This is a genomic window from Luteimonas sp. 22616 (assembly GCF_052044325.1).
Classification (GTDB): Bacteria; Pseudomonadota; Gammaproteobacteria; order Xanthomonadales; family Xanthomonadaceae; genus Luteimonas.
This window is the reverse complement of record NZ_JBQEMW010000002.1, coordinates 509,904-533,425: the sequence shown is the minus strand read 5'-3', so window position 1 is coordinate 533,425 and position 23,522 is coordinate 509,904. Positions and strand designations below refer to the sequence as shown.

The window sequence follows — 23,522 nt, the reverse complement described above, 5'->3', positions numbered from 1 at the left end:
TGGAGTAGGATGCGGCGCAGGGAACGGGGACCACGAAATGGCGGGTGAGCAGGAGATCACCAGGCTGCTCAAGCTGGCCGAAGCGGGCGAGCCGCAGCAGCTCGCGGCGGTGTTCGATGCGTTGTATCCGCAACTGCGCAACCTGGCGGCATCGCGCCTGCGAGGCAACGAATCCACGTACACCCCGACCGCGCTGGTCAACGAGTTCTACCTCCGGCTCAGTGCCGGCGAACCGCTGTCGCTGGTGGACCGCCGGCACTTCTTCGCCACCGCGGCCAAGGCGATGCGCTGGATCGTGGTCGACCACGCGCGACGTTGCAGCGCCGACAAGCGCGGAGGCGGATTCGCCCCGGTCACGCTCAGCGAGCGCCTGGCCGCCGGCACCGAAAGCAGGGAAGTGCTGGCCCTGCACGACAGCCTGGAAGCGCTGGACCAGATCAACCCGCGCCAGCGCGAGCTGGTGGAGCTGCGCTACTTCATCGGCCTGGAATTTTCCGAAGTCGCCGAACTGCTGCAGTGTTCCGAGCGCACCGCCAAGCGCGAATGGGAACGGGCGCGCGCCTTCCTGTACGCGCAGATGGCCGAGGCCTGAGCCGTGCTGCCGGCCGAGCGCGAAGCGTGGCGGCAGGCGGATCGGATCCTCGAGCAGATTCTCGACCTGCCGCCCGCGCAGCGCACGCAGCAATTGGCGCTGCTTGCGCCGGACGCGCACCTGCGGCAACGCGTCGAACGCCTGCTGGCCGCGCACGCCGGGACCAGCGGGCCGCTGGAGCAACCGATCCCGCTCGCACTGCTGCCGGACGTGCATCACGCACTGACCGGGCGCCGGCTCGGCCGCTGGCGGCTGCTGGAGGAGATCGGCCGCGGTGGCATGGCGGTGGTTTACCGGGCGGTTGCCGACGAAGGCGACGCGGCCGGGCAACAGGCCGCGCTCAAGGTGCTCAGCATCGGCACGCTGGCCAGCGATGGCCGCGAGCGCTTCGTGCACGAGCAACAGGCGCTGTTGCGCCTGCGCCATCCATATCTCGCGCAGTTGTACGACACCGGCGTGGCCGAGGACGGCACGCCGTGGCTGGCGATGGCGCTGGTCGAGGGCGAGCGCATCGACGCCTGGTGCGAGCAGCGCGGGCTCGGGGTCGAGGCGCGCGTGCGGTTGGTATCACAGGTCTGCGGCGCACTGGCCTACGCCCATCGCAACCTGGTCATCCACCGCGACATCAAGCCTTCGAACGTGCTGGTCGACCACGACAGCCACGTGCGCCTGCTGGATTTCGGTATCGCGCGCCTGGCCGACCACGCGGGCGATGAGCGCACCGCCACGGCGATGCGCGCGCTGACCCCGGAATATGCCGCGCCGGAACAGTTCGCAGGTGCGCTGCCGAGCACGACGATGGATGTCTACGGCCTGGGCGCATTGCTGTACCGGCTGCTGGCGGAACGGCCACCGCGACCGCGCAACGGCCTCGACACCGGCCCACCGACCGAGCGCCCTTCGCGCGCGGTGCAGGCGGCCGCGCACATTCCGCAAACCGAACGCCGCCAGCGCGCGCAGCGGCTGCGCGGCGATCTCGACACGGTGGTGATGAAGGCGCTGGCCGAGAAGCCGGAGAACCGCTATCCCAGCGTCGAGGCGCTGGCCGAGGACCTGCGCCGCTGGCTCGCGCAGCGGCCCGTCCTCGCGCATCCGCCGAGTCGGCGTTACCGGCTCGGCAAGTTCGTCGCGCGCCACCGGCTCGGCGTCGCGGCCGCGGCGTTGCTGTCGCTGGCGCTGGTTGCCGGCATCGCCGGCACGCTGTGGCAGGCGCGGCTGGCGCAGCAGCAGGCCGCGCGGGCGACGGCCGCCGCCGAACAGTCGCAGGCGCAACTGGCCTACCTGGACAGCGTGCTCGAAGTGCTCGCGCCGAGCACGGAAGATGCGCGCGAGCGCGACAAGCGGCAGATGCTGGCCGAGATCGCGCAGCGTGCGCAGCGCGAGTTGCGCGCACGCCCGGAGCTGCTGGCAACGGTGGAACTCAGCCTCGGCGGCGTCGCGGAGCGCATCGGTGATTACACCCAGGCCGCGGCGCTCTACGCATCCGCGTTGCAGCGCCGCAGTCGTCTGTTCGGCGCGGACAGCGCGGATGCCGCGGAAGCGCAGGCGCGCTGGGGCAAGGTGCTGGACCTGCGCGATCCTCCCGACCCCGATGCCGCCGAAACGCAGCTGCGCGCAGCCACCGCCACGCTGCGCCGTACCCGGCCGGCCTCACCGGTGCTGGTCGAAGCCCTGACCGGCCTGGCGAGCACGCTCGGCGACCGCGACCGTTACGACGAGGCGCGCGCGCTGCTGGTCGAAGCCGGCGGCCTGTGCACGCAGGGTGCCCTGGGCGAAGCGCAGATCTGCGAACAGGTCTGGTTGATACAGGGCATGATCGCCGCGCGCACCGGACGCAACGACGAGACGATCGCACCGTTGAAGGCGTTGTTGACGCTGCGCGAGCAGCGCTACGGTGCCGACCATGCCCAGACCCTGTTCGCCGCGGGTGAGCTGGGCAAGGCCTATGTCCGCAACGGCCAGGCCGAGCGTGGGCTGGCGATGGTCGAACACGTCCACGCGCAACAGCAACGCATCTACAGCGCGCCGACCCGGGAGACATTGCGCACGCTGGAGGACCTGTCCGGGCTGCTCGGCGAACTCGGGCATTACGACCGCGCACTGGTGCTGCGCGAGCGCCATCTCGAACAGGCGCGCGCACTGTTCGGCGAGCGCCACGGCGATGTCGCGGTGGGTTACGCCAACCTGGGCACGCTGTACTTCACCGACGGCCGTTACGCCGACGCCGCGGTCGCTTACGAGAGAGCGCGGCAGACCTACGCAGAGGTGTATGACGCCCGGCACGCCGGCGCGGTCATCAGCCGCGCCAACTATGCCGACGCGCTGCGCGAACTGGGTCGCGCCGACGAATCCCTGCCGATGCAACGCGACGCCGTGGAGGCGACCGCGGCGCTGTTCGGCGCCGATTCGCTGCGCGTGGCGTCGCGCCTGAGCAACCTGGCGCGCACGTATGCGGTTCTCGGCGAGCATGCGCAGGCGCTGGTCCAGTACGACCGCAGCCTGGCGATCTATCGCGCCCGGCAGGCGCCGGGCCAGTACCACGCCGCGGTGGTGCGCGCCTATCGCAGCCAGGCGCTGCTGGGCCTGGGCCGTGCCGCCGAGGCGACGCGCGAAGCGCGTGCCGCGCTCGACGAAATCGCCACCAAGGCCGGCCGTGAGCATCGCTTCTACTGGGAGGCGCTGGCGATCCACACGCAAGCCGCATGCGCGGCCGGGCACGGGGACTGCGCCGGCCAGCGCGAACGCGTGGACCAGGGCTTGCGCAGCGGCCGCATGCCCGGCGGCGCACGCCTGAAACTGCAGGCCGCCCTGGCCGCGGCCGGAACCGTCGCCCGGCGCTGATCCGCGCCGCCGTTCCTGCTTGGGCGGGGCACGTCATCGCTCCCGCCTGCGCGGGAATGGCGATCAAACGCCGTGGACGGGCTCGACTCCTCGCCGCCCGTCGGGTCCGCCTGCTGCTGCAGGCGCGGATCCGACCGGGCATCGCAGGTGGCTGTCACTTTCTCCACCCCGATTCCGAGTGTCTCTGGCAGGGGGCGCTGCAAGCGTGGCCCACGGCGTCAGGGCCGGCCGCGCGCGGCCCTGCTGAATTGGACGGGACACATCATGAAGCCTTGCACCCGCAAAGCCGTTCTGGCGCTGGCGCTCGCGCCAGTATTGGGCCTGACAGCGCTTCCGACCATGGCTGGAGACGTTTGCGACACCACGACGGCTGGCGAAGACGGCGCCGGCTCCACGGCGGTGGGGACGGGCGCATTTGCCTGCGGTGTCAACAACACCGCGTCAGGCGCGAACAGCGGCGCCTTTGGGCGCAACAACACCGCGTCGGGCGACCGCAGCAGCGCCTTTGGTTACGTCAACACCGCGTCGGGCACAAACAGCGTCGCCGTCGGGGCTTTCAACACCGCGTCGGGCGTACAAGGCAGTGCCATTGGGTATTCCAATAACGCAACAGGCGATTTCAGCAGCGCGGTCGGCAATGGCAATGCCGCGTCCGGCTACGCCAGCGCCTTCGGGCTGAACAACACCGCGTCGGGCGGCGCCAGCAACGCCTTCGGGGATTCCAACACCGCATCGGGCTTTCACGGCAGCGCCTTTGGGGCCTTCAACGTCGCGTCGGGCGAAAGCAGCAGCGCTGTCGGGTATGGCAATACCGCGTCAGGGCTGACCAGCAGCGCCTTCGGGTTCCAGAACATCGCGTCAAACGCCTACAGCACCGCCTTTGGGCGTCACAACGTCGCGTCGAACGCCTACAGCATCGCCTACGGGTTGAACAACGTCGCGTCCGGGGACCACAGCAACGCCTTCGGGAATCTCAACGCGGCGGCGGGCGACAACAGCAGCGCTTTTGGATTCTTCAACACCGCATCAGGGGTCAACAGCAGCGCGTTCGGCAGTTACGGCCAGGTGCTGGGCGATCCGCTGGGTTCGCAGTACTCGATCGCCATCGGCGGCGGCAACGATGCCGCCACCGGCGCGGCGATCGGCACGGCGGGCGGGGCCGGCGCGGAGGCGGCCATCGCCATCGGTCGCTCGGCGACGGTCGCCGATGGTGCGGACAATGCCATTGCCATGGGGACCGGCGCCGGCGTTGCCGCTGGCGCCAGCGATGCCATCGCGATCGGTTCGGGCAGCACTGCCAACGGTGCCAGCAGTACCGCGGTCGGCGGCTGGATCGATGCCAACGGCGACGGTCTTGTCACCAGCGACGAAGCGACCGTTGCGGACGCGCTTGGTGCCAGTGCGTTCGGCGCCGGGGCCCAGGCCAGCGGCGCCCTGGCGACTGCGTCGGGCTTCCAGAGCCTGGCGAGCGGTCTCGGCAGCGTGGCCATCGGCAGCCTCAGCGCCGCCACCGGCGAGGAGGGCGTTGCCGTGGGCAACGCCAGTGTCGCCAGCGGCGCCGCCGCCGTCGCCCTGGGCCGTTACAGCGATGCCGCGGGCAACTTCGGCACCGCGATCGGCGCCGGCAGCCTCGCCAGTGCGGACAACAGTGTCGCGCTGGGTGCCGGCTCGGTGGCCGACCGCAGCGACACTGTCTCGGCAGGTGCGGCAGGCAGCGAACGCCAGATCGTCAATGTCGCCGCCGGCACCCAGGACACGGACGTGGTGAACCTGGCCCAGCTCCATCCGTTCGCGACCGCGTTCGGTGGCGGCGCCAGCTATGCCGGCGGCGCCTTCACCGCGCCCACTTATGTCATCCAGAGCCTGAGCTACCACGATGTTGGCGCCGCGTTCGTCGCCGTCGACGGCCGCATCACCGACCTGTACAGCCGTATCGGCACCGGCGGCGGTACGCCCGGGCCACAAGGCCCGCAGGGACCGGCGGGACCGGCTGGACCGGCCGGCCCGCAGGGACCCGAAGGCCCGGCCGGCGGCGGGCCGCGCGTGGTGACCTACGACCAGGACGCCGGCGACACCCTGACCCTGAAGGGCGAAAACGGCACCGTGATCGCGAATGTCGCCGATGGCGTTGCCGCCACCGACGCGGTCAACAAGGGCCAGCTGGAGGCGGGTGACGCGGCCACGCTGCAGTCGGCCAACGACTACACCGACACCACGGCCACGCAGACGCTGTCGGCGGCCAATGCCTATACCGACAGCCAGCTGCTCGGCCTGACCGAAAGTTTCGACGCCTTCCGTGACGGCGTCGACCGGCGCCTGTTCGAGCAGGACCGTCGCATCGATCGCCAGGGCGCGATGGGTTCGGCGATGTTGAACATGGCGATCAATGCCGCCGGCAGCACCAGCCCGCGCGGCCGCATTGCGGTGGGCGCGGGGTTCCAGGGCGGCGAGCAGGCACTCTCGGTCGGTTACGGCAGGCGCGTCGGCACGCGTGCGTCGTTCTCGCTGGGTGGCGCCTTCAGCGGCTCGGAAAAATCCGCCGGCATCGGTTTCGGTATCGATCTCTGAACGCGGAGCGCAGGAAGCCATGAACACGAGACATCTCATCACCTCCGCGGCCCTGATCCTCGCCACGTTGGTCGCGGGGACAGCCGCGGCGCAGAGCTTCGGCGACGTGCTCAAGCGCACCGCACAGCGCGCGGTGCAGGGCGAGACGCAGCGCAAGGTCGACGAGCTGGCGCGCGACGCCACGCGTTGCGCACTCGGCGACGAACGCTGCGCGCGCGCGGCGGAGCAGCGTGGCGACGTGCCGGCGGCCGCGAGCGACGACGGCGCAGCGGGCGGTGCCGACCACCCGCTGGTCCCGCGCTACGAAGGCGCGCGCATGATCCGGCGCGAGTCCGACGCGTTCACCGATTACCCGCTGCGCACCGGCAAGGCCCGCGCCACCGGAACACGCACGCTCGAAGGCGCACTCACGCGGCTCACCTACGAGGGGCCGCGCGACCGCTCGGTGCTGGAGGTGTTCCGCAACTACGAGGCGGTGCTGCGGCAGGCCGGTTTCGAGACGCTCTACAGCTGCACTCGCGCGGAGTGCGGCGACATCCGCAAGGAGATCGAGAGCGGGGAGCGCTACATGCTGCTGTGGGGCGCCGGCGACCACCGCTACCTCGCCGCAAAGCTTCCCCGGCGCGAAGGCGATGCCTACGTCGCCCTGTACGTCACCAGGAATGGCGGTGGCGGTCCGGCCAAGGGCCGCGCGATGGTGCAGCTGGACGTGATCGAGGCGCGGCCGATGGAGGACCGCATGGTGGTGGTCGATGCGGACACGCTGCGGGGCGACCTCGCCCGCGACGGACGCGCCACGCTGTACGGCATCCAGTTCGATTTCGACCGGGACACGCTGCAGCCCGGCTCCGCCGCGCAGATCGGCGAGATTGCGGGCTTGCTCCGGCACTCGCCGGCACTCGCCATCCGCGTGGTCGGCCACACCGACGGCAAGGGCGCGTCCGACTACAACATGGCGCTATCGCAGCGGCGCGCCACGCGCATCGTCGACGCGCTCGCGCGCGAGCACGGCATCGCACGCGGTCGCATGGACGCGGTCGGTGTCGGTGCCACCGAGCCCGTGGCAAGCAACGACACCGAAGAGGGGCGCGCCCTGAACCGTCGGGTCGAGATCGTCGAACGTCGGCCGGACAGCCGGTAGGCCGGTGTGAGCTGCGTCGCCATCGCCGATGTCTTCCTGCGCATCCACCGCTGTCCGAAAGGCGAATCCCGAGTCGGGATGCGCGTGAACGACGTCTCCGCAACGGTGCACATGGGTCTGTGCGCAGGCGCGCGCGCAAGGGCGCGTGCCGGCTGGATCCTCTGCCTGTTGCTGCTGCTTTGCTGTGCATGGGTTCCAGCGCGTGCCAGCTTCGGCGACTGCGCCGACCCGGCCTATCGCGCACGCTTCGACCCGCGCTTTGCCACCCGCGAGTACGACTGCGTCGAGCGGCTGCGGGTGCCGGTGGCCACCGCCGATGGCACGCGGCAGATCCGCCTGGTCCACGATCTCAACGCCGACTGGATCCTGGAGCCGGCGTCGATGCGCGATTTCGAGCGTGGCGTGCGCGCCAGCGTGGCGGCGCTGGGGACCCTCGGCCGCTACAGCATCGGTGACGTCACGATCCTGCTGGCCGACGATTTTCCGCCGCCGTCGGCCACCGAAACCTTCAGCGGCATCATGGCGATGGCCAACGGCACGGCGGATTCGTCCGAATGCCAGATCGTGCTGTACCTGATCGGTTCCGGCGCCAGCCGCGAGGAAGCCGCCACCACGCTGGCCCACGAGATCTTCCACTGCGTGCAGGCAGCCACCTACAGCCCCGGCCAGTACGGCGCCTACCGGAGCGAGGGCGGCGCGGCGTGGTGGATCGAGGGATCGGCCGAGTGGTTCGCGTCGTTGGCATTGCCGGATGATTCCATGTACCAGTCGCGCGTCGACATGTTCGACGCGCTGTCGCCGGACACGCCGCTGCACCGGATGAGCTACAGCGCGCTGCCGTTCTTCCTGTGGCACGCGCAGCGCCACGGCAACCCGGCCACGATGCTGTTCCTCAGCGGCATGGCCGACTCGCCGGACGAAGCCGAACAGCTGCGCGCCATGGAAGCGTCGCTGCCGGCAGACCAGTGGCTGCGTTTCGCGCAGGATTATTTCGATCGGGAGATCCGGCGCCCGCACGGCACGCCGCTGCGGTTCTCTCCGCTGCAGGGCGACAGCTGGCACTGGACCGCCAGCCATGTCGAAACCGCGCGACTGCAGCCGTTCGTCATCACGCGCAGCCTGATCGAGATCGACTGCGGCGTCTGGATTGTCGCGGCGACGCCGACGCGGGCCCACAGCAGTCGCACCAGCCGCGCGACCGGCGGCGCCTGGGGCGGGTTTCCGCCGCGGATCGACATCAGCGGTGGCGACCCGCCCCAGCGCCTGTTCGTCGGGTTCAATGCCACGGCCACGCCGCTGGCGCTGCGGATCCGGGTCGACCAGGCCACCGGATGCAGCGCCTGCGCCGGCGTCAGTTCCAGCGATGCCTGCCTGGTCGGCACCTGGCGCGAAATCTCGGGCGGTGCCGCGCAGTGGATGCGCGACAACCTCCGCGGTGTGCGCGTGGAATCCGAAATCGCCCGCCAGGTGATGACGTTCGGCGCCGACGGAAACTTCTCGACCGAACCGCTTGGCGGCACGTTCTCGATCGAGAACGACGGCGTGCGCGGCGAAGGCGCGGTGGCCAACGTGCAATCCAGCGGGCGCTGGTCGTCGGCCGGAGGCCGCCTGCATCTGTGCCCCGCGACCCTGACCCACGACATCCGCGGCCGGCTGGTCAGCCGTGACGGACAGTCGGTGCCGATTCCCTTCCCGGCGGCGTCCGCACCGGAGCCTAGAACGATGGCCTACACCTGCGCGGGCGACACGCTGACGACGCAGGTTCCTGTGCCGGGGATGGAACCGATTCGGACCACGTTCGGGCGGTCCAGGTGAGGGCGCAGGCATCGAACCGGGCAGGCCCGGCAGCCCATGCCAAAGCAACGGAAGAACAGCAGATCCGCACCGCTTCAAAAAACCCGTCGCCACGCTGTCGTCTCCGGGACGACCCGGGGATGGCGCCGATCGAACAACCAGGAGAACCCGCCATGACCGTACCGGCCTTCGCCCCACCCGTGTTCCGCAGCCTGCTCACGCTTGCCCTCGTTGCCGCCTGCGGCGTTGCCGCGGCGCAAGTCGTCGTCACGCCACCACCGCCTCGCGAGGGAGAGCCCGCGCCGCCGCCGGCGAAGCGCGCCGGCGTGGTGGTCACCCCGCCGGCCGCACGCAACAAGGCCACGGTGGTCGTGCCACCGGCCACGCGCAGGGGCGTGAGGGTCTTGCCGGCTGCCGCAATCAAGGACGACGGCGCGAAACCTGCCGATCTGCCAACCGATCTGCCAATCTGGTCATCGGCGCGGGCGCGCAATACGGGCCTGCGCGATAGCGGCAACACCGCGGTCAATCCGGCACTGCCCGCGGCCTTCGCGTTGAACGGCTTCTCGCTGAAGTTCGACAACGGCGACCACAAGCTCCGCCGCATCGGTGTTCTCGGACGCGGTCGCTTCACCGAACTGGCCCTGGCCGACAGCAATGGCGACGATCCGTTCACCGCCAGCGCGAACTACACCATCTTCACCGGCAACGGCGCCGGCCCGATCGTCGCCGGGCAGGTCATCGCCGAGGGCGGCGGCAAGTTCGAGATCCCGTTGCGCGGCAATGCGCCGGCCAACTCCACCCTGGTGCTCAGCGGCTTCGCGTTCCAGCGCGAGGACGGCAGCGATGCCAACCTGCGCAACATCGGGGTCTGGCTGGACAGCGATCGCAAGGTCGCGCGGGTCTCGCTGATGGACGACCAGGGGGTCGATTTCCGCGGCTTCGAGTCCACCATCGGCGCCGCCTTCCTCAATGGCGTGCTGCCCGGTGCATTCGAGGTCGTGCTCGCGACCAACGTGCCGCGCGCGGTTCGCGGGATCCGCAGCGCAGGCAAGTACCGGCCGTACCGGGTGACCGTGCAGTACGCGTGGATCCCGAATGCGATCGTGGAGCGGGAGTCCGCGATGTCGGGCACCGACCGGCAGCGCCGCCAGCGGCCGCCGTCCAGGATCGATGCGCTGCAGGGGTTCGAAGTCATGTTCACCAACAGCGACCACCACCTGCTGGGGCTGGGCGTGAATCCGTCGGGCAACGGCGGCGTCCTGTTCCAGGACAACAACAATGACGATCCGATGCAGTGGACGATGGCCTACGTGACGTTGAAGCCGAACGTGCCCTGAGGCGTCGCCGGGAAGGCCGGGGGCAGCTGCGCCAGGAATACGGCCGCTCGCTGGGAACAGATCAGTGGTGCGCGCCGCAATTGGATTGCGCTGTAAAGCGCGGTCCGCCGCGAGGTGGTGCGCATCCTGCGCAACCGGGGCCGGCCGCGGGGCCCCGGCGCGGTGCCGCGCGGGCGGATTGGCCTGCGCGCTGGTGCTAGGCTTTGTCGTCGTGCTGGCCGCGCCGGCGCTGCGCGGTGTCGGGTTGCGCAGCCGGGCTTGGCGGCGCGCGTTCCGCAGGCCGGGGCATCGATCGCGAAGAATTCCGGGAGGCTGCAAGACGATGAGAATCCTTGTCCTCGGCGCGGGCGGCACCGGCGGCTACTTCGGTGGGCGGCTGGCGCAATCGGATGCCGACGTGACGTTCCTGGTGCGGCCCGCGCGCGCGGCGCAGCTGCGGCGCGACGGCCTGCGCATCCGCAGCCCGCTCGGCGATGCCGACCTCGAGGTCGCGCATGCCACCGCCGATGCGTTGCCCGCGCTGGTCGCACGTGCACCGTTCGACCTCGTGCTGCTGAGCTGCAAGGCCTACGACCTGGACAGCGCGATGGACGCGATCGCGCCCGCGGTCGGGCCGGGCACGGCGATCCTTCCGATCCTCAACGGCCTGCGCCATTACGTCGCCCTCGACGATCGCTTCGGCGCGGAACGGGTGATCGGTGGCCTGTGCTTCATCAGCGCCGCGAAGGGCGCCGACGGCGAAATCCTGCACCTCGGCCACCCGGCCTCGATCACCTTCGGCGAGCGCAGCGGCGATCCCGGCAGCACGCGCACCCGGGCGTTTTCGGCGCTGTGCGCGCATGCCGGTATCGACCACCTGTGCAGCCCGCGCATCGCGCGCGAGCTGTGGAGCAAGTACAGCTTCCTCGCCGCGCTCGCTGCCGGCACTTGCCTGATGCGCGCCAGCGTCGGCCGCATTGTTGCCGGCGACGGCGGTGCCGCGTTCATGGACGGGCTGCATCGCGAGTGCCTGGCTATTGCCGAAGCCGAAGGCGAGCCGGTGCCCGACGCAGCCGCGGCAAAGGCGCGCGACACGCTCACCCAGGCCGGGTCACCGCTCACCGCCTCGATGCTGCGCGACCTGCAGGCCGGCCAGGCGATCGAGGGCGAACACATCGTCGGCGACCTGGTGCGCCGCGCCCGCGATGCCGGGCTTGAAACCCCGCTGCTGGCGACGGCGTGGGTGCACCTGCAGGCCTACGAATCGCGGCGCGCGGATCCGCCTGCAGCCTGAGGCCCGGGCCTTGTAGGAGCGGCGGAAGCCGCGAGCTTTTCGCACAGTTGCAGGATGGCCAAAAGCTCGCGGCTTCCGCCGCTCCTACGAAAGCCTCCTTCCCTGAGAAGGCAGGGGTGCGGGAGGTCGTTTGTGAACCGTGCCGCCCGTTCTGCGCCTTTGCGGGAGTGGGGCCGATGCAAGTGCTCGCGAAAGCAGGCAGGCGTTGGGCTCAGCCTTCTGCCGGCGCCGGATGCGAGGAGCGGTGGCGGAACTTCCTCGCCATCCATTCGCCCACGTCGTCGATCACGGTGAACGCCGCCGGGATCACGATCAGGCTCAGCAGCGTCGACGTGATCAGGCCGCCGATCACCGCGATCGCCATCGGCGCGCGGAAGCTGGAGTCACCGGAGAAACCCAGCGCGATCGGCATCATGCCCGCGCCCATCGCCAGCGTGGTCATGATCACCGGCTGCGCGCGCTTGCGGCAGGCGTCGATCAACGCGTCGTGCTGGCTCAGCCCATGCTCGTCCTCGGCCATCACCGCATAGTCGACCAGCAGGATCGAGTTCTTGCTGGCGATGCCGATCAGCATCAGCAGGCCGATCAGCGCCGGCAGCGACAGCATGTTCTGGGTCAGCAGCAGCGCGCCGAACGCGCCGCCCGCGCACAGCGGCACCGCGGTCAGGATGGTCAGCGGCATCAACGCATGGTTGAACAGCAACAGCAGCACCATGTAGATGCACAACAGGCCGGCGACCATGGCGATCGCAAAGCCGACGAACAGCTCGATGAACACCTCGGAATCGCCGGTGTTGAGGAAGCTCACGCCGTCGGGCAGCTGCTGCACGCCTGGCAGCGCCTGCACTTCGGTCATCACCTCGCCCAGTGGGCGGCCATTGAGCTCGGCGGTGAAGGTCACGTTGCGCTGGCGCTGGTAGCGCGAGATCTGCGAAGGCCCGCTGCCGGCGCGGATATCGGCCACCGCGGCCAGCGGCACCGGGCCGTCCTTGCCGCGCACGCGCAGCTGGCCGATCAGCGCCGGGTTGGCCAGCGTCGACTCCGCGAAGCCGACCCGGATCGGCACCTGGCGCTCGGGCAGGTTGAGCTTGGCCAGCCGCTGCTCGTAGTCACCGGCGGTGGCGATGCGCGCGGCCTCGGCGATGTCGGCGGTGGCGACGCCCAGGTCCGCGGCACGCGCCGGATCCGGGATGATCACGATTTCCGGACGCAGCAGCGACGCCGACGAAGTCACGCTGCCGAGGCCGTCGATGCCGCGCAGATCGCGTTCGAGCGTGGTGGCCGCGGACTGCAGGCGCTGCGGGTCGTCGCCGGCCAGCACCAGCTGCATCATCTCGCCCGGCTCGGTGCTGATGTAGCTCACGCGCACGCCCGGCAGGTCGGCGATCTTGCTGCGGGCGATCCGCTCAAGGGTCTTCTGGTCGCGTTCGCGATCGTCGGCCGACCCCCAGTCGAGGATCAGCGTCGCCTTGCGCGGCTCGCCGACGCCGGACTTCGACGGGTCGCCGACATCGAGCACGCTGCCGACGGCGGTGTAAACCTGCTTGAGTTCCGGGATGCTTTCCAGCTGCCGGCGCGCGCGCTCGGCCACCGCGGTGGTGTCCTGCAGGGTGGTGCCGGGCGGCAGTTCCAGGCTGAGGTTGCTGCGGCCCAGGTCCGAGGTCGGGATGAAGGTCGCGGGGATGAAGGGCACGATCGCCAGCGAGGCGATGAACAGCCCGGTGGCGATCCACAGCGTGCGCCCGCGATGCCGAAGCGCCGCGTCCACCCAGCCCAGGTACCAGGTCATCAGCTTCGACTCCGCCTTCTCCTCGCCGTGCGGCTTGAGCAGGTAGGCGGCCATCATCGGCGTCAGCAGGCGCGCGACCAGCAGCGAGAACATCACCGCGGTGGCCGCGGTCCAGCCGAACTCGCGGAAGAACTTGCCGGCGATGCCGGGCATGAACGCCACCGGCACGAACACCGCCGCCAGCGTCAGCGAGGTCGCGATCACCGCGGTCCCGATTTCGGCGGCGGCATCGCGCGCGGCGTCGATCGGCTTCTTGCCCATGCGCAGGTGGCGCACGATGTTCTCGATCTCGACGATCGCGTCGTCGACCAGGATGCCGACGACGACCGACAGCGCCAGCAGTGTGATCAGGTTGAGGCTGAAACCGAACCAGTGCATCACCGCGAACGTCGGGATGATCGACAGCGGCAGCGCCACCGCCGAGACCCAGGTCGCGCGCCAGTCGCGCAGGAAGAACCACACCACCAGCAGCGCCAGCAGCGCGCCTTCCCACAGCATCGTCATCGACGATTCGTAGGAGCGCTCGGTTTCCTCGATCACCGTGGTGACGAGCTGGAAGTCGACGCCGGCGTGGTCGGCCTTGAGCTGTTCGAGCGCCCGTTCCACGCCCTCGGCAACGGCGACCTCGCTCGATCCACGGGTGCGCGACATCGAGAACGCCACGACCGGCTTGCCGTCGAGCAGGGCGGCTTCGGTGGGGTCGGCCGCGGCATCGGTGATCCGCGCCACCGCCGACAGCCGCACCGAGCGGCCGTCGGGCAGGCTGATCGAGTAGCCGCGCAGGGCGTTGGCGTCGGCGATGGTGCCGACGGTGCGGATCACCTGCTGCTCGCCGTCGAGCTCGGCCTTGCCGCCGGCGCGCTCCACCTGGATCCGCGCCAGCTGCTGCGAGACGTCGCCGGCGGTGACGCCGAAGGCCTGCAGCGCATCGGGGTCGAGGTCGACGCGCACCTGGCGGTCGACGCCGCCGACGCGCTTGACCTGGGCGACACCCGGCACGCCGTACATCGCCCTGGTGACCTCGCGGTCGACGAACCAGCTCAGTTCGTCCGGCCGCAGCTTCGGCGCGACCACCGCGTAGGTCATCAGCGAACCGCCGATGTCGACCTTGGAGATCACCGGCTCCTGGATGTCCTGCGGCAGGTCGGTGCGGATCCGGGTCACCGCATCGCGGGTGTCATCCAGCGCGGTGGCGAGATCGGTCTCGAGATGGAACTCGATGCTGGTGGTGCTCACGCCCTCGCTGACGTTCGACATCACCCGCTTGATGTTGGGGATCGTCGCCACCGAGTCCTCGACCCGGCGCGTGACTTCGGCTTCCAGCTGGCTCGGCGAGGCGCCGGGCTGGGTGATGGTCACCGTGGTCATCGGGAAGGCGATGTCAGGGAAGCGCGCTACCGGCAACTCGTGGAAGCCCCACAACCCGGCCACGCACAGCACGAAGAACAGCATCAGCGCCGGCAGCGGTCGCTGGATCGCCCAGGCGGAGAAGTTCATGGCGTGGTCGCCGCGCCGGCGGCCGCCTTCGCCGGCGCTGCCGGCTTGTCCGCCGCGACCACGCGCACGGTGTCGCCGTCGCCGAGGAAGCCGGCGCCCTGTTCGACCACCGCATCGCCCGCCTTCAGGCCCTCGATGATCTCGACCTGGCCGCCGACCTTGGTGCCGGTGCCCACGCGTACGCGATGCGCGACCTTCTTGTCATCGAGGGTGAACACGTAGGCGTGGCCGTCGCGCTGCACCACCGAGGCGGCGGGCACGGTGAGCGCGTTGCCGGCGCCGGTGACGATGCGGCCTTCGACATAGCTGCCCGGCTGCAGCGGGCCGGGCTCGGGCAGGTCGGCGTAGACGGTGCCGGTGCGGGTCTGGCTGTCGACGCCCGGGCTGACCGCGCGGATGCGGCCGGTGACGGGGCCGGCGCTCGACGGCAGCTGCACGGTGGCGCCGGGTTCGACCCGCGCCAGGTCGTCTTCCGGCAGCTCGGCGCGCCATTCCAGGCGGCCGTCGCGGATCAGCCGCAGCAGCTCGCTGCCGGCGGCGACCACCTGCCCGGGCTGCACCAGTCGCCTGGAAATCACGCCGTCGGCGGGGGCGCGCAGCTCGGCGAAGTCGCGCCGAAGCTGCGCCGCGTCGCGGGCCGCGCGGGCGGTGTTGCGCCGCGCTTCGGCCTGGGTGCGCACGGCGCGCAGCTCGTCGAGCTGCGAGGCGCTGATGAACTTGTCCTGCACCAGCCCCTCGCCGCGGGCGAGGTTGGCGCGCGCCAGCGCGACGCCGGCTTCGGCCTCCGACAGCGCCGCATTGGCCTGCTGCAGTTCGCTGTCGAGGCTGCGATGGTCGAGTTCGAGCAGCACCTGGCCCTTGCGGACCTGCTGGCCGACGTCGACGTTGAGCGCGGTGACGCGCGCGCCGCTGATCTCGACGCCCAGCTGCATCTCCTCGAAGGCCGCGACCGGGCCGGAGACCACCACCGTGCGCTGGATCGGGCGCATTTGCGCGCGGACCAGGGTGACGGCAAGGGTGGAGGCGGGGGCGTCCTGGCCGGTGTCCCCGGACTTGTCGCCACAGGCGGACAGCAGGAGGGCCAGGCAGGCGGCGACAGCAGCGGCTCTGGGGGCGTGCATGCAATGTTCCCGGGGGGAGGGGCACCACCGGGCGGCAGCGCGGGCGCTATTGTACTGGTAAGTTCAGTAATTGACGGGAATTAGCATTACGCTTTGACCAGCTCGGTTCGGCCCGCGACCGGCTCGCCGGTGCCGAGCCGCTTGCCGATGGCGGCCGGCCCTCGCCGCCGTCGCGGAACCGGGACGACGCATCTCAGGGGCCATGGGCCCGGTTCGCGGCGCGGATCTGGTCTAGGCTCAGCGCTTCGCTCGTGGCCGGCGGCGGCAGGCCCGTCTTCTTGCAGAAGGCGACCAGGCGCGAGTCGTCACGGGCGCGCAGGATGATCGGGTCGCTCAGCATGAACAGGAGGTCGCCGGTCGGCGCGCGTTCCAGCCAATCCACGGTGCCGTCGAAATCGCCGCGCAGTGCATAGGCCTGTGCAACCAGATAGGGGCTGGTTTTCGCCCAGGTCCTGTCGGCGAGAACCTTTGCCAGCGCCGCATCCGCCGCCGCGCGATCCGGCGACATCTGCGTTGCAATGGCCAGGTCCATTTCCCGCCACGGCGAAGGCCGGTGTCGGGCGACACCCAGCGCGGTCGCCGCGTCGCCGCGCGCGATGGCGACATACATGGACTGGATCAGTGGAGACGATTTCGGCTGCGACAGGCTTTCGGCGATGCGAAGGTACTTTTCCGCCGCGTCCAGCCGGCCGGTCGCCATCAGCAATTCCGCGTATCGGAGATAGTTGACGGTGTACAGCGGCTCGATCGAAAGCAGGCGCTCCCGCAGCGCGATCGCCTCGTCCAGCCTTCCAATCCCGGCCAGCGTGTAGCCGCAGCCATTGAGGACCGTGCCATCGTCCGGCGCCAGCTGCACGGCACGGCGGCATCCGGCCAACGCGCCGCGGTAATCGAAATCGTAGAACAGCAGGTAGGCGCGGGCCGCGTGGGCCGGTCCCAGCCCGGGCGCCAGCTGCAGCGCCTTGTCCGCCGCGTGGCGCGCAATGCGCATGTGTTCGCGAGCCGCCGCGGGCGCCTCGTTCGAGAACGTGGCGACGGTACTCCACGATCCCGACAGGTGCGCCCACGCCATCGCATAGCCCGGGTCGAGTTGCACGGCCCTGGCCATGTATTCGGCGGCCCTGGGGAAATCCTCGTCGTGCCAGTGCTTCAGGCCCTGCAGGTAGGCGTCGTAGGCGTCGATGTTGCCGCTGGGTGGCCGGTCGTCATGCCTCGCGGTTTCGCCGGGCGACAGAAGCTTCACCTGCAACGCATCGGCGACGGCGGCCGTGATCTCGTCCTGCAGCGCGAACAGGTCCTTGTATGGGCGATCGTAATGCTCGGCCCACAGCGTGCTGCCGTCGGCGGCTTTGGTCAGTGCAGCATTGATGCGCACCACATCGCCCGCACGCTGCACGCTGCCGCCGAGCAGGTAGGCCACGCCGAGCTTGCGGCCGATGGTCGCGCTGTCGGCCTTGCCGTCGCGGAACTGGAAGGCCGAAGTGCGACCGATCACCTTCAGTCCCTCGAACCGGGACAGCGTGTCGATCAGGTTCTCCGAAAGACCATCGGAGAAGAATTGCTGCTCCGCGTCGTTGCTGGCATTGACCAGCGGCAGCACCGCAATGCTGCGCTCCATCGCGGGCAGGGCCGCTGCGCCGGCGGCGGCCGGCGGCATCGTGTCCGGCCACCATCTCCAGCTGGCGAAGGCGAGCAGCGCGAGCAACGGCAACGACCACAGCGCGAGGCGCGAAAACGCGCGCGACCGGTCGCCGGCGTGGCGTACTGGTGATGGCGCGGCGGCGGGCGGCGTTGCAGGCGGCGGGGTTGCTGGCGGGGTTGCAGGCATCGGTGCCTGCGCCGCTTCCGCCGCGACTTCAGCCGCAGGCCCGGGAAGATCGAAGCGATAGCCGACGCCGTGCAGGGTATGCAGCAGGCGCGGGTGGTGGGCGTCCTCGCCCAGCGCCTGCCGCAGCAGGGTCATGATCCGGTTCAGCACCCCCGGGGTGACGTGGCGGTGGCCCCAGACGGCGTCGAGGATCCCGTCGCGGGTGAACACCTGCCCCGGTGTGCCGGCAAGCAGCGCGAGCACGTCGAAGGCCTTGGGCTCCAGCGGCTGCCCGACGCCCCCGCGGACCAGCCGCCGCCCGGCGAAATCGATCAGCACGTCGTCGAAGGCAAGGCTGGCAGGAGCGGGCTGCTGCATGGAGGCCTGCGCGGGTAAACCGGGGGCGCAGCCGAGAATACGCGCAAAGCCGCCGCGATCGGCCCCAAGCATTTCCCAAGCTTTCCAAGTAAAGCCAAGCGGCGGCCAAGCCACGGCCTCAAGACCTGCGCCGGCATGCGGCGGACTCTGGTGGCGCCGGTAGCCGCCGGTATCTGCCGGTGCGTCCGGTCAAGGAGATCACCATGAACTGCATCCACAAGCATTCCGTCCTCGCCGCCGCCGTGGCAGCCACGCTGGCCTGCGCTGCGCCCGCAGCCTTCGCCGGCCACGCCTCGCACGGCTATGGCCCGTGGGGTGCCGCGCAGATGCTGCCGCCCGCGGTCGACACGCCCGCCGCCGCCGAGGGCTGCCCGATCGAATCGCCGGACGGACGCGAGCTGTACATCGCCTCCAACCGCAGCGCGCCCGGCGCGCAGGGCAAGCTCGACATCTACCGCTCGCGCCGCGGCAAGGGTCGCTTCGCCGACTGGGGCACCCCGCGCAACCTCGGCACGCCGGTGAACTCGACCGAGTTCGACTACTGCCCCACGCCGCTGGCGGGCCGCTGGCTGATGTTCGTCAGTTCGCGCGCGCACGCCGACGACTGCGTCCCCGGCGACGCCCCGCCGCCGGCGCCGGCCGGCGGTCCCGCGCCCGGCGATATCTACTTGAGCCGCGAATTCCGCCCCGGCCACTGGCTTGCGCCGCTGCACCTGGGCTGCGCCCCGCACGGCCCCAACACCGCCGGCGCCGAGTTCAGCCCGTCGCTGGTCCACACGTCGGCTGGCACGTTCCTGTACTTCTCCAGCAACGGCTATCCCGGCAGCCAGGGCCAGGACATCTACGCCAGCCGGGTGCTGCGCGACGGCACCGTGCTGCCGGGCCGGCGCGTGGCCGAGCTGAGCTCGCCGTTCGACGACCGCATGCCGAACGTGCGCAAGGACGGCCTGGAGATCGTCTTCAGCTCCAACCGCGCCGGCGCGGAGGCGTTCGACCAGGACATCTACGTCGCCACCCGCCGCAGCGTGCGCGCGCCCTGGTCGACGCCGGTGCGGATTGCCAACGGCGACATCAACACGCCCGGCTCCGAAACGCGGGCATCGCTGTCGGCCGACGGGAGGCGGCTGTACTTCGGCCGCAAGCTGACCGCCGCCGATCCGGGCGACGTGTACGTCAGCACCCGGCGCCCGAAGCCCTGATCGCTAGGGAGCCGGCAGGCCGAAGAATGCGCGCGTCGTCGCCGTGGCGTTGGCCGCGGCGACGGTCGCGTCCTCGCCGCGGTCGTGCGCGAGTTCCCGGGCGATGTGGGCCAGGTACATCGGCTCGTTGCGGCGGTGCGAGGGCGCGGGCTTCACCGTGCGCGGCAGCAGGTAGGGCGCGTCGGTCTCGATCATCAGCCGGTTGGCGGGGATCGACTTCACCAGTTCGCGCAGGTGCTGGCCGCGGCGTTCGTCGCACAGCCAGCCGGTGATGCCGACGTGCCAGTCGCGGTCGAGGTAGTCGAACAGCTCCTCGCGGCTGCCGGTGAAACAGTGCACGACCGCCAGGCCGAGGCGGCCGTCGAACTCGCGCATGATCCCCATGAAATCGACATGCGCTTCGCGCTGGTGGAGGAACAACGGCTTGCCGGTCTCCGCCGCGATCTGCAGCTGGCGTTCGAACGCCTTGCGCTGCGCCGGTCGCGGTGAGAAGTCGCGGAAATAGTCCAGCCCGCACTCGCCCACCGCGACCACTTCCGGATGCGCGTGCAGCGCGCGCATCTCCGCGTCGCACTCGGCGGTGTACTCGGTGGCATGGTGCGGATGCACACCGGCGGTGGCGAACAGCTCGCCCGGGTGCGCCTGCGCGAGCGCCAGCGCCTGCGGCGAATGCTCGCGGCTGGCGCCGGTGACCACCATCTGCACCACCCCGGCATCGCGCGCGCGCTGCAGCACGGCGTCGCGGTCGTGGTCGAAGCTGTCGTGGGTGAGGTTGGCGCCGATGTCGATGAGTTGCACGGGATTCGCGATGGGGGATTCGTGGTGGGCGAAAGCATAGCGGCTCGCGATGCGCAGGGCCTGCGCCTGCGCGCGTGCGCATCCAGGATGGTCGCCCCCGTATCCTTGCCGCGTGGACGAACCCGAATTCCCCATCTCGCCGTTGCTGCCGGACATCCGTGCCTCGCTCGCCGCGCATCCGCGGCTGGTGCTCGAGGCGCCGCCCGGTGCCGGCAAGACCACGCAGGTGCCACTGGCGCTGCTCGATGCGCCATGGCTGGCCGGCCGCAAGATCGTGATGCTCGAACCGCGACGCGTCGCCGCGCGTGCCGCGGCCGGGTTCATGGCGCAGCAGCTCGGCGAGGCGGTCGGCGAAACCGTCGGCTACCGCATCCGCTTCGAGAGCAAGGTGTCCGCGCGCACCCGCATCGAAGTGGTCACCGAAGGCATCCTGACGCGGATGCTGCAGGACGATCCGACCTTGGGCGAAGGCCGGCCCGACGGTATCGGCGCGCTGCTGTTCGACGAGTTCCACGAACGCCACCTAGCCGGCGACCTCGGCCTGGCGCTGGCGCTGGACGTGCAGGCCGGCCTGCGTGAGGACCTGCGCATCGTGGTGATGTCGGCCACGCTCGACGGCGAGCGCCTGGCGCAGTTCCTCGACGCACCGCGGCTGTCGAGTGCGGGCCGCAGCTTTCCGGTCGAGGTCGCGCACTTCCCCGCGCGGCGTGAAGAATCGATGGAAGCGCAGGCACGGCGCGCGGTCGAACACGCCCTCGCCACGCATCCCGGCGACGTGCTGGTGTTCCTGCCGGGCCGCCGCGAAATCGCACGCGTGCAGGCGGCTTTGAGCCCCTCTCCCGCCGGGAGAGGGGTTGGGGTGAGGGTACGGCGAAGCGACGGCAGTCCAGACATCGATGATTTCGCCGCACCCTCATCCGGCGCTGCGCGCCACTTTCTCCCGGAGGGAGAAGGGCTGCATCGTGACTTCGAGGTGCTCCCGCTGCACGGCGACCTCCCGATCGACCAGCAATCGCAAGTCCTGCAATCCGATCCCCACGGCCGTCGCCGCGTGGTGCTTGCCACCAACGTCGCCGAATCCAGCGTCACCCTGCCCGGCGTGCGCGTGGTGATCGACAGTGGTCTCGCGCGCGAGCCGCGCTACGACCCCAACAGCGGCTTCTCGCGCCTGGACGTGGTGAACATCAGCCAGGCCTCGGCCGACCAGCGCGCCGGTCGCGCGGGCCGCGTGTCCGCAGGCTGGGCCTACCGGCTGTGGCCGCAGTCGCAGCGGCTGGAACCGCAGCGGCGCGCGGAGATCGCGCAGGTCGAACTGGCCGCGCTGGCGCTGGAACTCGCGGGCTGGGGCAGCGACGCGCTGCGCTTCGTCGATCCGCCGCCGCCGGGCGCGCTGGCCGCCGCGCGCGACCTGCTGCAGCGGCTCGGCGCACTCGACGACGCGCGCGCGATCACGCCCCTGGGCCGGCGCATGCTCGCGCTCGGCACCCATCCGCGGCTGGCGGCGATGCTGTTGTCCGCGCCCGACGACGACGACCGCGCACTGGCCTGCGACCTCGCCGCGCTGGTGGAGGCGCGCGACCCGCTGCGCGGCCGCTCCGATGCGCTGGCCGAGCGCTGGCGCGCACTGGCCGCGTTCCGCGGCGGCCACGTGCCGCACGACGCCAACCGCGGTGCGCTTGCCGCCATCGATGCCGCGGCCAAACAGTGGCGTCGCCGCCTGCGCGTGGAGCGCAAGCCGCCGCGCGAGGTCGAGGCGCACCGGCTCGGCGACCTCCTGGCCCACGCCTTCCCCGATCGCATCGCCCATCGCCACGCCGGCGACCTGCGCCGCTACCAGCTCGCCAACGGCCGCATGGCGAAACTGTTCGACGACAGCGCGCTGGTCGGCGAGCCATGGCTGGTCGCCAGCGAACTGCGCTTCGAGGCGCGCGATGCGTTGCTGCTGCGTGCGGCGCCGGTCGACGAGCGGCTGCTGCGAACCGCGTTCGCCAGCCACTTCTCCGATCGCGACGAAACCCGCTGGGACGCCGCGCGCCGCGCGCTGGTGGCCGAGCGCGTACAGCGCTTCGACGGCATCGTGCTCGACGCGCGCCCGGCGGGCCGGGTCGATCCCGCGCAGGCGGCGCAGGCACTGACCGACGCCGTGCGCGAACTCGGTCTCGACGCGCTGCCGTGGAACGATGGCCTGCGCCAGTGGCGCGCGCGCGTGCAATCCCTGCGAGACTGGATGCCGGACCTCGGACTGCCCGACCTCGGCGACGCCGCGCTGCTCGCCTCGCTCGACGACTGGCTGCGGCCGGCGTTCGCAGGCGCGACGCGCCTGGATGCGCTGTCGGCCGAGGCGCTGGCCGAAGCGTTGAAGTCGCCGTTCGACTGGTCGCTGCGCCAGCGCATCGACCGGCTCGCGCCGACCCAGGTCGACGTGCCATCGGGGATGCAGCGCCGCATCGAATACGCCATCGGCGACGACGGCCGCGCCACGTCGCCGGTGCTGGCGGTGAAGCTGCAGGAACTGTTCGGCCTAGCCGATACCCCGCGCATCGCCGACGGCCGCGTCGCGCTGACCGTGCACCTGCTCTCGCCCGCCGGCCGCCCGTTGCAGGTCACCCGCGACCTGCGCAGCTTCTGGGAGAACGTGTACCCCGAAGTGCGCAAGGAGATGAAAGGGCGGTATCCGAAGCATCCGTGGCCGGAAGATCCGTGGAATGCGGTCGCCACCCATCGCGCCAAGCCGCGCGGGACGTGACGGGCATCGCCGGGTAACCGATCGCGAACGAAGCAGCGACGCCGCTCGCCCGGACGAAGAATGAAGAAGCGGTGGGAGCGGGTATAGCGGTGATCCCCGTGCATCGCGCATGCAAAAAAGCGATCGCGGCCATGGCGCTTCCGCAGGGCGCACGGATTTGCCGGATGCCGGCAACGGCGGATAAATCGGCATCCAGGCGAGTGGCCACGCTCACGCCGATTCAACGCCGCGCCCGCGAAACTGGCGGCCGGCCAATACTTCCAGGCATCGCCCCATGAGCAAGCTTGAATCCCTGTCCGGCCGCGCGCTGGAACTCGCCGGCAGCGTCGGTGACACCCTCCGCGAGCGCGTGCCGGATCGCGCCATCAAATGGATCGAAACAGGCGCCGCGCTCGGCGCGCTGAAGACCGGCAGCCGGGTGGCGACGAAGTTCGTGCGCCGCAATCCCGCGGTCGCGGTGGCCAGCGCGGTCGGCGCCGGCCTGCTGCTGTACGCGGTGCGTCGCCACCAGCGCAAGGCGCGCGAGCAGGCGATCGCAGGCAAGGCCACCCGCATCGAGGCGAAGAAGGCGCCGCCGCGCGCGCGCGCAGCCAGCAAGCGCGCAAGCAAGACCGCCGAGGATTGATCCACCTCCCCTG

General features: G+C 70.7%; 14 protein-coding genes. 10 read left to right on the top strand and 4 right to left on the bottom strand.

Annotated elements, in window-relative coordinates:
* The first annotated feature begins 37 nt into the window (after positions 1 to 37).
* The 7 genes from ACTJIL_RS14765 (at position 38) to panE (ending at position 11,549) form a co-directional block, all read left to right on the top strand.
* The gene (locus ACTJIL_RS14765; protein WP_440756368.1) at positions 38 to 592 is read left to right on the top strand and encodes an ECF-type sigma factor; all 555 of its coding nucleotides are present in this window, start codon (positions 38 to 40) and stop codon (positions 590 to 592) included.
* A 3-nt stretch (positions 593 to 595) separates the two neighbouring features.
* Complete coding sequence (locus tag ACTJIL_RS14760) at positions 596 to 3,433, top strand: protein kinase domain-containing protein (protein ID WP_440756367.1); 2,838 nt, start codon at positions 596 to 598, stop codon at positions 3,431 to 3,433.
* Between the two features lie 72 nt (positions 3,434 to 3,505).
* Entirely contained in the window at positions 3,506 to 6,001 is a 2,496-nt protein-coding gene (locus ACTJIL_RS14755; RefSeq protein ID WP_440756366.1) for a YadA-like family protein, read from the top strand.
* A 19-nt stretch (positions 6,002 to 6,020) separates the two neighbouring features.
* Complete coding sequence (locus tag ACTJIL_RS14750) at positions 6,021 to 7,142, top strand: DUF4892 domain-containing protein (RefSeq protein WP_440756365.1); 1,122 nt, start codon at positions 6,021 to 6,023, stop codon at positions 7,140 to 7,142.
* Positions 7,143 to 7,226: 84 nt separating this feature from the next.
* Positions 7,227 to 8,957, top strand: coding sequence for a DUF6055 domain-containing protein (locus ACTJIL_RS14745; RefSeq protein ID WP_440756364.1), 1,731 nt, complete (start codon positions 7,227 to 7,229; stop codon positions 8,955 to 8,957).
* Positions 8,958 to 9,109: 152 nt separating this feature from the next.
* Positions 9,110 to 10,276, top strand: a complete 1,167-nt coding sequence (locus tag ACTJIL_RS14740) for a hypothetical protein (RefSeq protein ID WP_440756363.1) — start codon at positions 9,110 to 9,112, stop codon at positions 10,274 to 10,276.
* 322 nt (positions 10,277 to 10,598) lie between these two features.
* The gene (gene panE, locus ACTJIL_RS14735; protein WP_440756362.1) at positions 10,599 to 11,549 is read left to right on the top strand and encodes a 2-dehydropantoate 2-reductase; all 951 of its coding nucleotides are present in this window, start codon (positions 10,599 to 10,601) and stop codon (positions 11,547 to 11,549) included.
* A gap of 211 nt (positions 11,550 to 11,760) precedes the next feature.
* Here the strand turns inward: panE and ACTJIL_RS14730 are convergent, their stop codons facing one another.
* The 3 genes from ACTJIL_RS14730 to ACTJIL_RS14720 form a co-directional block, all read right to left on the bottom strand.
* Positions 11,761 to 14,835, bottom strand: a complete 3,075-nt coding sequence (locus tag ACTJIL_RS14730; RefSeq protein WP_440756361.1) for an efflux RND transporter permease subunit — start codon at positions 14,833 to 14,835, stop codon at positions 11,761 to 11,763.
* Complete coding sequence (locus ACTJIL_RS14725) at positions 14,832 to 15,956, bottom strand: efflux RND transporter periplasmic adaptor subunit (protein WP_440756360.1); 1,125 nt, start codon at positions 15,954 to 15,956, stop codon at positions 14,832 to 14,834. Before ACTJIL_RS14725 ends, ACTJIL_RS14730 begins: the two co-directional genes overlap by 4 nt.
* Before the next feature lie 193 nt (positions 15,957 to 16,149).
* On the bottom strand, positions 16,150 to 18,141 hold the full coding sequence (locus tag ACTJIL_RS14720) for a winged helix-turn-helix domain-containing tetratricopeptide repeat protein (RefSeq protein ID WP_440756359.1): 1,992 nt from the start codon (positions 18,139 to 18,141) through the stop codon (positions 16,150 to 16,152).
* A 203-nt stretch (positions 18,142 to 18,344) separates the two neighbouring features.
* On the opposite strand from ACTJIL_RS14720, the gene ACTJIL_RS14715 reads away from it, so the two are divergent.
* A complete protein-coding gene (locus tag ACTJIL_RS14715) occupies positions 18,345 to 19,340 on the top strand; it encodes a hypothetical protein (protein ID WP_440756358.1) in 996 nt (331 codons plus the stop codon).
* Positions 19,341 to 19,343: 3 nt separating this feature from the next.
* Here ACTJIL_RS14715 and ACTJIL_RS14710 read toward each other — a convergent pair whose 3' ends face one another.
* Positions 19,344 to 20,138: a TatD family hydrolase gene (locus ACTJIL_RS14710; protein ID WP_440756357.1), complete on the bottom strand. Its 795-nt coding sequence runs from the start codon at positions 20,136 to 20,138 to the stop codon at positions 19,344 to 19,346.
* A gap of 112 nt (positions 20,139 to 20,250) precedes the next feature.
* Between ACTJIL_RS14710 and hrpB the strand changes: the two genes are divergently transcribed.
* A complete protein-coding gene (gene hrpB / locus ACTJIL_RS14705) occupies positions 20,251 to 22,884 on the top strand; it encodes an ATP-dependent helicase HrpB (protein ID WP_440756356.1) in 2,634 nt (877 codons plus the stop codon).
* Positions 22,885 to 23,158: 274 nt separating this feature from the next.
* The gene (locus tag ACTJIL_RS14700) at positions 23,159 to 23,509 is read left to right on the top strand and encodes a hypothetical protein (protein ID WP_440756355.1); all 351 of its coding nucleotides are present in this window, start codon (positions 23,159 to 23,161) and stop codon (positions 23,507 to 23,509) included.
* Positions 23,510 to 23,522: the final 13 nt, after the last annotated feature.